Origin of the sequence: Serratia sp. JSRIV002, assembly GCF_019968725.1 — a bacterium.
Classification (GTDB): domain Bacteria; phylum Pseudomonadota; class Gammaproteobacteria; order Enterobacterales; family Enterobacteriaceae; genus Chania; species Chania fonticola_B.
In genome coordinates, this window is record NZ_CP074143.1 from 1918478 (window position 1) to 1931127 (window position 12650).

A 12650-nucleotide genomic window follows, 5' to 3' on the forward strand; every position below is an offset into this window, starting at 1 on the left:
GAAGGTAAGCATGGCGAAGAGCATGAGCCGGAAAGGGCGTCAGGAACAGGCTAATTTCATGCACGTCGACGATCTCGGCGGGCTGGAAGTGTTGCAGGCCACCTATCGCCGCCAGACCTTCTCCCGCCACAGTCACGAGGGTTTCTGCGTAGGTGTGATTGACGAGGGAGCCCAGCGTTTTTACCGTACTGGCGGCGAGCATGTCGCGCCGTTGGGCAGTGTGATCCTGGTCAACGCCGATGATATCCATACCGGCAGCTCTGCCAGCGAAGACGGCTGGTCCTATCAGGCCATGTATCCCAAACCGGAACTGCTGGCGTTCTTATCCCGCGATTTGAAAACCGTCGCCGGGGCTACGCCCTATTTCCCTAATCCCGTGGTGCAGGACGCCGGGCTAGCCGGGCAGTTGCGATTAGCCTTCGGTATGATGCGCAGTAATGAAAACCGTCTGGTGAAAGAGACATTGGTGTTTTCGGCGCTGACCTGGTTGATGCTGCGCCACGGTAAAAGCCGCATAGTGCCTGCCGTGCAAAGTAAGGCACAAAGCCAGATAGCGCGGATCAAAGCCTTTCTGGATGATTTCCCCGAGGTCAATATTTCCCTGCTGGAATTGGCAGAGAAAGCCGGGCTGAGCCCTTATTATTTGTTGCGCCAGTTTCAACAGGTGACCGGTTTACCGCCTCATGCCTACCAGATCCAGGCGCGTTTGCGTAAAGGGCGCCAGCTGTTGAAAGCGGGCAATGGCGTGCTGGAAACGGCACTGGCCTGCGGTTTTCACGATCAGAGCCATTTCCACCGTCATTTCCGCAAGTCCATCGGCGTGACGCCCGGTGACTATGTCAAATCGTTAAGATAAATACGCAAGCGTATACAATACTCGCTCTCTTTCCTGCGCTATGCTACTTCTTCGTTCGAAGGAGAAAAGAATGACTTACCAATCAACACTCACGGAGCCGCCAACGTTGCGCCTGCGTCCGGCCTTGCAAGGGGCCGTGTCGATTCTGCCGCTGTGCCTGGCGGTATTGCCCTGGGGGATACTTGCGGGGTCAATGGCGATCCAGAGTGGCCTGACGGCGGCCGAGGGGCTGGGGATGTCGGCGATTGTTTTTGCCGGAGCCTCGCAACTGGTGGCGATGGGGATGATCAAGACCGGTGCCGGTATGCTGGCGATCCTGATCTCCACCTTTTTTGTCACCGCTCAGCATTTCCTCTACGGTCTGCGCTTACGGGAATGTATTGCTCCGCTACCGCTGCGGTGGCGGGTAGCACTGGCGTTTTTGCTGACCGATGAGCTATTTGCTCTGACGGGGGATCATGGTCCAGCGCGCTTTAACCGTTGGTATGCACTGGGGGCAGGGCTGGCGTTTTATTTGAGCTGGTTCTTGGCCACCTTGCTCGGCGTAGTGGCGGCCAGCAGCATTGATCTCGATAGCTACGGTCTTGATTTCTCAATCGCGGCGACCTTTATCGCCATCATTGTGCCGTTGATACGTAATCTGCCGGTGCTGGCCTGCGTCTTGACATCCTTGGTGCTGTCGATTGGCTTGCACCATTATCAGGTACCTGGCGCTTTGATTATTACCACCGTGGTGGCGATGTTGGTTGGGCTGCTGTGCAGCAGGGGGAAAGAATGATCTGGCTGACCATTGTGTTGATGGGCGTGATCGTCTTCTTCAACCGCTACTGTTTCCTGGCACCTGGCCTACCGGTGCGCTTATCGCAACGGATGAGAACTTTGTTGAGCTTCTCGGTACCCGCGGTACTGACTGCCATCTGCGGACCAATCATCGCCTTCAACGGGGATGAGTGGCGCGCACTGCCCGAAAACCCTTATCTATGGGGAGCCGTATTCGCTATTGTTCTGGCCGTTTTCCTGCGCAATACGCTGGCGGTCGTGGTGCTGAGTATGCTGATGTTTATTCTGCTACGTACACTGTTATAACCCGTGCCTCAGAATATTCCCCCTGAATAATTCAGGGGGAAAGCATCAGATCGCCATTGTCATTTCAAACTGACGCAAAGGATCTTCACGCCAGCCAAGGTGCTGGAAGAAGGGAGCGACGTCGTCTGGGACAAACACATTGGCCGACAGCGCCAGTGGGGCAAACTGTGCTTGCAGCGCTTGCAACAGACGGCGCGCCTGGCCTTGGCCGCGAAGCGCTGGCGGCACATAAATCATGCGCAGATGGCACTGCTGTGCGCCCGGCATAACCAAAGCAAAAGCCTGCTTTTCCAGAGTGAAGGCGCGCGGGGAGCCGGGCAGTTTATACAGCGACTCTGGGGCAATTAACCACGGCAAGCCATGTTGGCCGTCGGCGGTCATCTGCTGGGCAAGTGCCAACGGGTCGATCGGTTGCAAGGTTGCCGAGGGTTCCGGGGTTGCCAAGGGGGCGTGAAATCCCCATAGCGTGCGGGTGATGGCTAAGCCCACCTGTTGATACAGTGCCAGAGCCGCTTGATTACCGGCGATCACCTCCAGCGAAAGCCGGCGATCGCCTCGCGTATGGGCATCCGCAATAATGCGTTGCATCAACGTCCTGCCTAACCCTCTGCCACGCATTTCCGGGCGGATAGATAAGGCCGCCACACGGCTATGTTGGCCCCGGCGCGCGATCAGGGCCAGCGCCACCGGGTGCTGCTGGTGGGTGACGACAATGCTGTGGTTCAGGCTGAGGTCTTCGGCGGCAAAGCGGCTGCTAAAGGTTTCGCCGTCGATCACAAAGGGAACAATGTAGTTCTCAAAACAGTGGCTGAGTATTTGCGCCAGCTGCATGCTGCTGTAGTGCAAGGCGGAGTGAAACTCGAACTGGCTATCGATAGGCATGGCGGTTCCAAAGGCAGCGATGAGACCTCTATATCTAGCTGCGATTGGCCAATCAGGCAAGTATTAAGCTGTTTGTGTCGGATTTGTGAGCAATAGTCGTGATGAAAAAGCCGGGCGAATTCGCCCGGCGAAGTCACTTCAGAAATAGCCGTAGCTATAAATTGCAGTAGTGGTTATGTGTCACAGCGTAAATCAGAACTGATAGGTCAAAGCCACGGCAATCACGTCGTCGTTTTTTAGACCTAGCTTGTTGTTGTCATCGAGTTGGTTGATTTTATAATCCACATAGGTGGACATGTTTTTATTGAAGTAATAGTAAGCACCCACATCAATATATTTCACCAGGTCGGTGTCACCGATATTTTCAATATCTTTAGCCTTGGACTGGACATAAGCTAGTGACGGGCGCAGGCCAAAGTCGAACTGATATTGCGCAACCACTTCCACGTTCTGGGTTTTATTGGCAAACCCGCTTACTGAGGTAGGGGTATTATTAATGGTCGCGGTGCCGGAAATTGGCGTCAGGTTATGGGTTTCCGCATAGGTGGCGGCCAGATACACGCTGTTGGCGTCGTATTTCAGGCCGGTTGCCCACACGTCGGCTTTATCCCCCTTGCCATAGCTGCTCTGTTTCTGACCGGTAGTCCGGTTAGAGGAGGCATAGGCGGCCGTAACGCTGACGCCATCGATGATTTCGTAGCTGGAAGACAGACCGAAGCCGTCGCCGTTAGCTTTGCTGTTGGCGCGGGCATCGTTTTCGTTCTTGCCCTGATACTGCAACGCGAACTTCAGGCCGTCGACCAGGCCGAAGAAATCGTTGTTACGGTAGGTAGCCACGCCGTTGGCGCGCCCGGTCATAAAGTTGTCGGTTTTGATATAGGTGTCATCGCCAAATTCCGGCAGCATATCCGTCCAGGCAGCAACGTCGTAAATAACGCCGTAGTTACGGCCATAGTCAAATGAACCAAAGTTTTTCACTTTCAAGCCAGCAAAACCAAGACGGGTTTTAGTGTCTTTCGTGCCATCCGATTCGCTATGGTTGGCGGCGATCTGATATTCCCACTGGCCGTAGCCGGTCAGCATATCGTTAATCTGGGTTGCCCCTTTAAAGCCGATACGTACGTAGGTTTTATCACCATCATTGCTGGTATCGTCAGAGAAATAGTGCAGTGCTTTTACCCGGCCATAAAAATCAAGCTTGTTACCGTCTTTATTGTAGATCTCTGCTGCCTGTGCGGTCTGAGCAATAAAAAGTGCCGCAATAACGGCAAGAAGATTAGGTTTCATGGTGTTCCCTGCTTTGTACGATTGAAAGACGCTTATCATCAGCTGTATCGCTGTTTTACTTTACTGCCGGAGTTAGCGCAGCGAAGATTTTTTACCGCAGTTGTGTGATGTATTTATGACAGGTTAGGTAAATGGATATCGAAGGGTGAAAAATAATCCAGGAGAGGCGTTTTTTGTTTCAGAGGAGGGGGGCCTATTGTGCAAACATGCGAGGTTATACGCAAAAAAATCACTGTTTCACTGTGAGAGAAGGGGGGCATTGCGGTGCGTTTCGCAATGTTGGTAAGCCAACCGTAACTCGGGCTGACGCCGCGGGCGGTCTGTGGGACAATAGCGCCATCATTTCGTATAGATAAGAGTTGAATGGCGCTTTCCCCCGCAGTTAAAGATCAGATCGGCCAGTGGTACAAAGCCCTGCAGCAGCAAATACCGGATTTTATTTCCCGTGCCCCTCAGCGACAGATGATCGCTGAAGTAGCGAAGACTCTGGCCGGCGATTACCCTCGCCATCTGGCGATCGAAGCGCCAACCGGCGTGGGTAAAACGCTCTCGTACCTGATACCGGGTATTGCCGTTGGCCGTGCCGAAAGCAAACCGTTGGTGGTCAGTACCGCCAACGTGGCGCTGCAGGATCAGATCTACAGCAAAGATTTACCGCTGTTGAAAAAGATCATTCCCGATCTGAAATTCACCGGCGCGTTTGGCCGTGGGCGCTATGTTTGCCCGCGTAATCTCGCGGCGATGAGCACCGACGTGGTCGAACAGGGCGATCTGATGCTGTACCTGGACGAAGACGAGCTGGCGCCGTCCAGTGGTGAAGAGCAGGCGCTGTGCCAAAAGCTGGCGAAAGCCCTGGCGCGCCATGAATGGGATGGCCTGCGCGATCACTACCCGCTATCGATCGATGACCCCCTATGGGGCAAGCTGAGTACCGACAAGGCCAACTGCCTGGGGCGCAACTGCCACTATATTCGTGAATGCCCGTTCTACATCGCCCGCAAAGAAATTGAAACCGCCGACGTGGTGGTAGCCAACCACGCGCTGGTGATGGCGGCGCTGGAAACCGAGTCGGTATTGCCGAACCCGAAAGAGTTGCTGCTGGTGCTGGACGAAGGCCATCATCTGCCGGAGGTGGCACGGGATGCGCTGGAGATTGACGGTGAGATCACCGCGCTGTCAACCAACCTCCAGCTCGATATGATCGTGCGCCAGGTGGAACAGTGCATGACGCAGTACCGGCCAAAGAACCCGCCGGGGTTGGCCAATAGCGAACGGCTAAAAAACCACTGTGAAGAATTGCGCGAGCTGATCCAGATTTTTGAGCACCAGGCCAACGCCTATCTGCCGCCAGACAGCGGCAACGCCGAATATCGCTTCGAAATGGGTGAACTTCCTGCCGAAATGGTCGAGATCTGCGCGCGCCTGTTCAAACTGACGGACGGCCTGCGCGGCCTGGCCGAATTTATTCTTAACGACCTCACCGAGCAGACCGGCAAGCACGATATTGTGCGGTTGCATCGTTCCATCATCCAGATGAGCCGCACGCTGGGCTACCTGGAAGCGATGAGCAAGCTGTGGCGGCTGGCGGCGATGGATAAATCCTCCAACGCGCCGATCTCCAAATGGATTGCGCGTGAACTACGCGATAACGTTACCCATCTTTATCTGCATTGCGTGGGCATCCGCGTCAGCGATCAGTTGGAAAAACTGCTGTGGCGCAAGGTGCCACACGTGGTGGTCACCTCGGCAACGTTACGCTCATTGAATAGTTTTTCACGGCTGCAAGAGATGAGCGGGCTGAGCGAGAAGGCGGGCGATCGCTTTGAAACGCTGTCTTCGCCGTTTAATCACGTCGAACAGGGTAAAATCGTCATTCCCAAGATGCGTTTTGAACCGGCGATGGCCAACGAGGCCGAGCATCTGGAAGAGATGGCGCGCTTTTTCCGTGGCGAGCAGGCCAGCGGCCAGCACAAGGGGATGCTGATCCTGTTCAGCAGCCACCGTGCGATGCAGACCTTCCTCAGCTATGTCACCGATCTGCGTCTGATGTTGCTGGTGCAGGGAGATCAGCCACGCTACCGGCTGGTGGAAGAACACCGTAAGCGGGTAGAGAAGGGCACTGCCAGCGTGTTGGTCGGGCTACAGTCATTTGCCGAAGGCTTGGATCTGAAAGGTGAACTGCTGACCCAGGTGCATATCCACAAGATTGCCTTCCCGCCGATCGACAGCCCGGTGATCCTTACCGAGGGCGAATGGCTTAAATCCCTCAATCGTTATCCGTTTGAGGTGCAGAGCCTGCCAAGCGCGTCGTTTAACCTGATCCAACAGGTGGGCCGCCTGATCCGAAGCAACGAGTGCCACGGTGAAATCGTGATTTATGACCGCCGTCTGTTGACCAAGAGCTATGGTTCACGCCTGTTGGCGGCGCTGCCGGTGTTCCCGATCGAACAGCGCGAAGTGCCGGAAGCGGACAAAGCCCATAAGGCGGCATTGAAATCTGCGGCAGAGGCCGCCAAGAAAGAGAAAAAGCGCAAAAATCCGTTTGCTCGCCGCCGTACCCGCTGATTACAGCATTGCCTCAAAGGCGGCACTGGCGGGACAATCAGGCTGTGCGCTGTACATGACCAACCGCAGGTGGTTGTCTTCATCGACAATAAACGAGGCGTGTTCAAACGTCACTTCACCTGCCCCTGCAACCAGGAAAGTACGTTGCCCCTGGCAGCGGCCATGAATATCGTGCTGCTGCCACAGTTGGCGAAATTGAGGGGATACTTCGCTCAGAGCCTGAATGCGTTGCAACATGGTGGCATCTTGCGGGGCGCGGGCGTAATCACGCCGAAAGCTGGCCAGGATTTGCGGCGCCTGCTCCTGCCATCCCATCAACCGTTGATTGAGTTCGGGATCGGCAAACAGCATCCACAGCATATTGCGCTGCTGTGGCTGACGCTCAGCGATGGCAAACAGGCGGTCTGCCGCCGGGTTCCAGGCGATAATATCCCAGCTCAGGTTCATCACATAGGCCGGGCGCAGGGTAAGATCGTCCAGCAAGCGGCGTACCAACGGCGTGACCTGGCACCACTGGTGGCCTGCTATTACCGGGGGCCGCTGATGCGCCAGTAAAAACAGATGATAGCGTTCGGTCGCATCCAGCTTCAGAACCCGCGCCAGATCCTCCAGAAATCCCACCGAAGCATTGATTTCCCGCCCTTGTTCCAGCCAGGTGTACCAGGTCAGGCCCACGCCAGCCAAGGCGGCAACTTCTTCACGCCTTAGCCCAGGCGTACGCCGCCGCGTGCCGCTCGGAAGGCCAACGGCCTGGGGAGAGAGTTTTTCACGCTTCATACGCAGGAAATCTGCCAGCTCTTGACGGGTGCGGTTAAGGGTACGTGGTGGCATCGGCGGGTCCTGTTACTCTTGGTAATAGTATAATTGGCTATATAGTAACAGTTTAAAGCATGTTCCATACTGCCGCCATCATGTTATCAGGAGGCGTTATGGAGCATACCTTGTCTGACAGAAAGGCCGGATTACCGGGGCTGCCGGTGTTGTTACTCGGTGGGTTCGTCACCATGTTCGATTTGTTTGTGGTTAACGTAGCGGTGCCGGTGATCCAGCAACAGTTCAACGCCAGCTTTGCTGAAGTTGGGCTGATTATCGCTGGTTATGAACTGGCCTTCGGCATCTTGCTGATTGCTGGCGGACGCTTGGGAGACTGCTTCGGTCGGCGGCGTATGTTTAGCTATGGCATGTTGGCTTTTGCGCTGACCTCGACGCTTTGCGGTTTGGCAGGTTCGCTGTGGGTGCTGATTGTTGCCCGCTTTTTGCAAGGTGCGGCGGCGGCGCTGCTGTTTCCACAAATTTATGCCTTATTGCGCGTACTGTATGGCGAGGAGCAGCGGCGGCGAGCCTTTGCTCGTTTGGGGATGACGCTGGGGCTGGCGGCGATTTGTGGCCAGGTGTTGGGCGGTTTTATTATCGAGGCCAATATTCTGGGCAGCAGTTGGCGCATGATCTTTCTGATCAACCTGCCGATTGGCGTGCTGGCGGTGATGGCGGCACGACGTATTCCGGAGTCAAGGCTGGAGCAGGCGCAGCGGCTGGATGCTAAAGGTCTGCTGCTGGCCGCTGGCGGTTTGCTGCTGCTACTGTTCCCGTTACTGGAAGGCCCATCGCGTCACTGGCCTTGGTGGACCGTGCCGATGATGGTGCTGGCAGTGGCGCTGTTAGCCTGGTTTGTGCGTTGGGAACGGCAACTTGCCCGTCACTCCGGTGATGCGGTGCTCGATCCGGCGCTATTTCGCCAAGGTCACTTTGCCCGCGGCACGGTAATTGTGCTGGCGATTTACTCCACCGCATCCTCATTCTTTCTCTGTTTTGCCCTACTGCTACAGGCCGGAATAGGGCTGACGCCGTTCCAGGCGGGTTGCCTGTTTGCTCCGGCCAGTGCCGCCTTTATGCTGGCCTCCTTTTTGGCTCCGGGCTGGGGGCAACGTTGGGGGAATATTGTGTTGGCAGGCGGGGTGGTGGTCTACGCCAGTGGCATGGTATTGCTGGTGGTGCAGGTGCTATGGGGGCGAGCGTTCAGCCATCCGTTACAACTTTTACCCGGCCTGATGATTTTGGGCTTTGGTCAGGCATTGAGTATGACGCCATTGCTTAATTGGGTGCTTGGCTTGGCGAAGGAGCATCAGGCCGGTATGGCGGCAGGCTTGGTGTCAACGGTGCAGCAGGTAGGCGGTGCTCTGGGGATTGCGGCCAGCGGCATGTTCTTTGTTCCGTTGCTGGCCGGGGGCGCAGATCCACAGCATTATGCCAGCGCCTTTGCTGGTGCCATGGGTTACAACCTGTTGGCGATGCTGGTTGCTTTGGTCTTGCTGATCTTCACCCATCGGCAGCTAGCTAGGGGCGATTAAAGCATTATTGCGCCGGTTTGCCCGGCGCTGCGTTGTAATTTATCAGTTATCACCGGAACCCCACTGCTACGGCGATCGCTGCTATAGCGACATAGATCCCCATTTTTCATGCCATGTATGACGGGGAATACATCATTCTATTTTATGCTTGCGGATACTGCCTTAATCCACTAGATCTCGCTATATCCGCAAGCTCTCAGCAATAAAATAAGGAGAACGTCAGCCATGTACCAGATAGCGTCATTCCGTGAAGACGATTTGGACGCCCAGATAGCCTTGGTGCGTGCCAACCCACTGGGGATGCTCATTAGCCAGGGACCCCAAGGGCTGATGGCGGATCCGATCCCCTTTCTGATAGATATCGATGAGCAAGGGCAACTGACACTCAGGGCGCATTTATCGCGAGGTAACCCACATTGGTCGGTGCTGCAAGCCGGGCAAGAATGCCTGATAGTATTCCAAGGGGCCGAAGGCTATATCTCGCCGGGATGGTATGAAACCAAGCGGCGCACTGGCAAAGCGGTGCCGACCTGGAATTATGCCGCCGTACACATGTGGGGAACGCCAGCGGTCACGCAAGATAGCGCCTGGTTGCGTCAGTTGCTGACGGAACTGACGGCGGTGCATGAAGGTAACCAGCCGCAACCTTGGCGTCTTGACGATGCGCCTGCGGAGTATATTGCCGCCAATATCAAAGGCATTATTGGCATCGAAATCGCCGTCACCCGGCGTGAAGGGAAATGGAAAATGAGCCAGAACCGCAGCGCTGAAGATATCGACGGGGTGATCGACGGCCTGCGAGCCGGTGACGATTGCCAGCAGCAACTTGCCGATGAGGTTGAGCGCCGTCGCGGATAAGGTATGCTTAGTGCAAATGTTATCTGCAGGGCGAACGATGGATTACAGCAAAATTATCAAAGAAATAGGCCGTGGCAAGAACCATGCGCGCGATCTGGATCGGCAAACGGCTTTTGAGCTCTATCAGGCGATGCTGGCCGATGCTGTGCCGCCCCTGGAGTTGGGAGCCATCCTGATTGCCATGCGTATCAAGGGAGAGGCCGAGGAGGAAATGCTTGGCTTCTATCAGGCAATGCAACAGCAGGTGATGCGGTTGCAACCCCCACAGGGCCGTCCGATGCCGGTGGTGCTACCCAGTTACAACGGCGCTCGTAAACAGGCCAACCTGACGCCGTTACTGGCGCTGTTAATGGCCAGGGTAGGGTTGCCGGTCTTGGTTCACGGCGTAGTAAACGACAGCACGCGTGTCACCAGCGCAGAGATTTTCCGTGAGCTTGGGGTGCCGTGGTCTGAAGATCCCCAGACTGCCCAACGGCGTTTGGACGGCGGAGATGCGGTGTTTATCCCCGTGTCGGCGCTTGCGCCAGCGTTGGAAAAACAGCTTGGGCTGCGCTGGAAGATGGGCGTGCGTAACAGCGCCCATACCCTGGCAAAATTGGCGACGCCATTTGGTGAGCAGGACGTGCTGCGCATCGCCAGCGTTTCTCATCCGGAATACGTCGAGCGCGTTGCCTCATTTTTCTGCCAGATCGGTGCACGGGGATTGCTGATGCATGGTACCGAAGGGGAGGCTTACGCCAATCCGCAACGCTGTCCAAAAATCCACTATATCGTCGGTGGTCAGCAGCAGATTTTGCTGGAACGGCCAGAACAGGATGCGTTGGCTGAGGTGCCTGCCGCCAAGGATGCCGCAACTACGGCGCGTTGGACGGAACGTTGTCTGGCTGGTGAGGTTGCCATTCCCGAGCCTATCGCTCGGCAGGTTGCCTGCTGCCTGGTCGCTACCGGCCAAGTGGAGACATTGGAGCATGGGCTGGTCAGGTTGCGATAATCTCCCTTATTACCTGCTATTACTCGGGGTGAATACCTTCGCTCCGAGTATTTATCACTGTTATGTTGGTTATTTTAAGTAAAAAAATCTCCAATACCAGACTATATATTACTAACCACTTAAATTATGGCATAAGCTGGTGGGATATGTGATAAGACGGGATAAAAACGTTTAAAACTCAGTGTATAACTTTAAAGAAGTAGATTACACTCAGCTCACCAGCTTTTGGGGTCTTGCATGACTTTCCATCGATGACGGAGGTTTGCTCCATCTTGGTTGTAAAAAAGGACTTGTAAGCTACTCTATCTAAATCATAAGAAGAGAAGCGCTTAAAATACATAGACGATTTTCCATTCTGTATTTGGGTTATAGATCACGCTATTTCACATTCGTGATTTGTATGTATTCATACAGTGCCAAGCGTAAGCTTATAGGTCGGGATTATGAGTAAATATGATGATGTCCAAGGATTTAAAGATAAGACAAATCTCAAAGGGATTGATTATAAAGAGTTTCCCCGAGACGATGTAGCATCGGCGCCGTATCGCTGGTCTATTGTTGAGCAGGTAGCAGGCAATGGGGGTGTCCCTACCAACAGCTCGCAGCCAACGCCGATCGCTGGTACGGATCTTTTTTCCAGCGCACCTTTAGCGGGCGAACCACCTGTACAACCCAAGACGGTGATAACAGAAAATAGCGCCTTGCCCGGCCACATTCCTCATAATTTTGATCGTTTCGCTCCTCCGGCGGAGCCTAAGCTTACCAAAAATGCCCAGCCGGAAAGCTCACGTCCCCTTCCTGCTCAGGGTAACCCTTTTAATTCGCTTGCAAGCACCCCATCGCCAGCCCCACAGCCAGAGAATCAACGTTTCAAGCAGATGTTCAGCAAGAAAATGTCGACTGCCGGTGAGGTGATGGATGCCGGTCGCAATACATTACTCAAACCACTTTTAGAGTCTATTGCCTCATGCCGTTAGTTTGTGTTTGTTCTCCGAAAGGAGGGGTAGGGAAAACCACGGTTACTGCTAATTTGGCTTATGCATTGGCCCGTAGCGGCAGTAAGGTGTTGGTGGTCGACTTCGACTCGCAGAATGCGTTAAGGCTGCATTTTGGCGTGCCTATTTCCGATAACCGAGGTTTTGTTGCTCAGTCGGCGAGTTTATCCGATTGGAGCCAATTTATTCTCAAGGTTGGGCCGAACCTGTTCGTTTTACCTTACGGTGACGTCACCGATGAGCAGCGACTTCAGTTCGATGACAATCTGCTCAATGAGCCAATGTTTATCCAACGTGGCCTGAGTGCGGTGCTGAAGATCCCCGGCATGGTGGTAATTGCCGATATGCCGCCAGGGCGTAACGCAGCAGTACAGGCCATGCAGGTCGCGGCGGACATGCGCATTATGGTGTTGCTGGCCGATACCGCATCGCTCAGTTTATTGCCCACTATTGAGCAGCATAAATTTATGAGTGCGCCCGCCAGCAATGAGGTCGGCGAGTATTATGTGGTCAACCAGAGTGACATGCGGCGTACGTTGAGCAGGGATGTGACCCATTTCTTTGAGCAGCGTTTGCAAGACAAACTACTGGGTACCATCCACCGCGATGAGTGTGTCCCAGAGGCCAATGCATCGCAACGGGCGATTATGGATATTAGCCCAGTGTCGGCTGCTGCATTTGATATTGAGCAGATCAGTAAAAAGGTCGCAGTAATTTTAGGGCTTAGTGTTGGAGATGGGACGTATCATCATACTACGTCTATTTATGGCTCTTCGTAAGGA

The 12650-nt window shown here is 54.7% G+C and carries 12 protein-coding genes; 9 read left to right on the forward strand and 3 right to left on the reverse strand.

Features of this window, described 5'->3' with window-relative positions:
- Window positions 1-10 precede the first annotated feature (10 nt).
- The 3 genes from KGP26_RS08975 (at window position 11) to KGP26_RS08985 (ending at window position 1942) form a co-directional block, all read left to right on the forward strand.
- Complete coding sequence (locus tag KGP26_RS08975; RefSeq protein ID WP_371824941.1) at window positions 11-856, forward strand: AraC family transcriptional regulator; 846 nt, start codon at window positions 11-13, stop codon at window positions 854-856.
- A gap of 70 nt (window positions 857-926) precedes the next feature.
- Window positions 927-1634 (forward strand): AzlC family ABC transporter permease, encoded by a 708-nt coding sequence (locus tag KGP26_RS08980; RefSeq protein ID WP_021805143.1) that lies wholly within the window; start codon window positions 927-929, stop codon window positions 1632-1634.
- Window positions 1631-1942 carry an AzlD domain-containing protein gene (locus tag KGP26_RS08985; protein WP_021805142.1) on the forward strand — a complete coding sequence of 104 codons (312 nt, stop codon included), beginning with the start codon at window positions 1631-1633 and terminating at the stop codon, window positions 1940-1942. The genes KGP26_RS08980 and KGP26_RS08985 overlap by 4 nt, the downstream gene beginning before the upstream one ends.
- Window positions 1943-1987: 45 nt before the next feature.
- Here the strand turns inward: KGP26_RS08985 and KGP26_RS08990 are convergent, their stop codons facing one another.
- Window positions 1988-2824 carry a GNAT family N-acetyltransferase gene (locus KGP26_RS08990; protein ID WP_223665300.1) on the reverse strand — a complete coding sequence of 279 codons (837 nt, stop codon included), beginning with the start codon at window positions 2822-2824 and terminating at the stop codon, window positions 1988-1990.
- Between the two features lie 192 nt (window positions 2825-3016).
- Window positions 3017-4111, reverse strand: coding sequence for a porin OmpC (gene ompC / locus KGP26_RS08995; protein WP_021805140.1), 1095 nt, complete (start codon window positions 4109-4111; stop codon window positions 3017-3019).
- A 363-nt stretch (window positions 4112-4474) separates the two neighbouring features.
- Between ompC and dinG the strand changes: the two genes are divergently transcribed.
- A complete protein-coding gene (dinG, locus tag KGP26_RS09000; RefSeq protein ID WP_059200254.1) occupies window positions 4475-6676 on the forward strand; it encodes an ATP-dependent DNA helicase DinG in 2202 nt (733 codons plus the stop codon).
- On the opposite strand, the gene KGP26_RS09005 is transcribed toward dinG, so the two are convergent.
- Window positions 6677-7507, reverse strand: a complete 831-nt coding sequence (locus tag KGP26_RS09005; protein ID WP_021180495.1) for a helix-turn-helix transcriptional regulator — start codon at window positions 7505-7507, stop codon at window positions 6677-6679.
- Window positions 7508-7605: 98 nt separating this feature from the next.
- Here KGP26_RS09005 and KGP26_RS09010 point away from each other — a divergent pair, with 98 nt between their 5' ends.
- From KGP26_RS09010 to bcsQ, 5 genes are all read left to right on the forward strand, one after another.
- On the forward strand, window positions 7606-9024 hold the full coding sequence (locus tag KGP26_RS09010) for an MFS transporter (protein WP_223665301.1): 1419 nt from the start codon (window positions 7606-7608) through the stop codon (window positions 9022-9024).
- Between the two features lie 225 nt (window positions 9025-9249).
- Window positions 9250-9882 carry an FMN-binding negative transcriptional regulator gene (locus tag KGP26_RS09015; RefSeq protein WP_218519639.1) on the forward strand — a complete coding sequence of 211 codons (633 nt, stop codon included), beginning with the start codon at window positions 9250-9252 and terminating at the stop codon, window positions 9880-9882.
- A 37-nt stretch (window positions 9883-9919) separates the two neighbouring features.
- Complete coding sequence (ybiB, locus tag KGP26_RS09020; protein WP_223665632.1) at window positions 9920-10873, forward strand: DNA-binding protein YbiB; 954 nt, start codon at window positions 9920-9922, stop codon at window positions 10871-10873.
- A 443-nt stretch (window positions 10874-11316) separates the two neighbouring features.
- Entirely contained in the window at window positions 11317-11850 is a 534-nt protein-coding gene (locus KGP26_RS09025) for a cellulose biosynthesis protein BcsO (protein WP_094982957.1), read from the forward strand.
- Window positions 11841-12647 carry a cellulose biosynthesis protein BcsQ gene (gene bcsQ, locus KGP26_RS09030; RefSeq protein WP_037375089.1) on the forward strand — a complete coding sequence of 269 codons (807 nt, stop codon included), beginning with the start codon at window positions 11841-11843 and terminating at the stop codon, window positions 12645-12647. The genes KGP26_RS09025 and bcsQ overlap by 10 nt, the downstream gene beginning before the upstream one ends.
- Window positions 12648-12650 lie beyond the last annotated feature (3 nt).

What these genes read in the sequence shown, in the direction of transcription:
- KGP26_RS08975 (WP_371824941.1), top strand. Translation starts at nt 11, where the DNA reads ATGGCGAAGAGCATGAGCCGGAAAGGGCGTCAGGAACAGGCTAATTTC.
- KGP26_RS09015 (WP_218519639.1), top strand. Translation starts at nt 9,250, where the DNA reads ATGTACCAGATAGCGTCATTCCGTGAAGACGATTTGGACGCCCAGATA.
- KGP26_RS09005 (WP_021180495.1), bottom strand. Translation starts at nt 7,507, where the DNA reads ATGCCACCACGTACCCTTAACCGCACCCGTCAAGAGCTGGCAGATTTC.
- KGP26_RS08990 (WP_223665300.1), bottom strand. Translation starts at nt 2,824, where the DNA reads ATGCCTATCGATAGCCAGTTCGAGTTTCACTCCGCCTTGCACTACAGC.
- bcsQ (WP_037375089.1), top strand. Translation starts at nt 11,841, where the DNA reads ATGCCGTTAGTTTGTGTTTGTTCTCCGAAAGGAGGGGTAGGGAAAACC.
- dinG (WP_059200254.1), top strand. Translation starts at nt 4,475, where the DNA reads ATGGCGCTTTCCCCCGCAGTTAAAGATCAGATCGGCCAGTGGTACAAA.
- KGP26_RS09010 (WP_223665301.1), top strand. Translation starts at nt 7,606, where the DNA reads ATGGAGCATACCTTGTCTGACAGAAAGGCCGGATTACCGGGGCTGCCG.
- KGP26_RS08980 (WP_021805143.1), top strand. Translation starts at nt 927, where the DNA reads ATGACTTACCAATCAACACTCACGGAGCCGCCAACGTTGCGCCTGCGT.
- ybiB (WP_223665632.1), top strand. Translation starts at nt 9,920, where the DNA reads ATGGATTACAGCAAAATTATCAAAGAAATAGGCCGTGGCAAGAACCAT.
- KGP26_RS09025 (WP_094982957.1), top strand. Translation starts at nt 11,317, where the DNA reads ATGAGTAAATATGATGATGTCCAAGGATTTAAAGATAAGACAAATCTC.
- KGP26_RS08985 (WP_021805142.1), top strand. Translation starts at nt 1,631, where the DNA reads ATGATCTGGCTGACCATTGTGTTGATGGGCGTGATCGTCTTCTTCAAC.
- ompC (WP_021805140.1), bottom strand. Translation starts at nt 4,111, where the DNA reads ATGAAACCTAATCTTCTTGCCGTTATTGCGGCACTTTTTATTGCTCAG.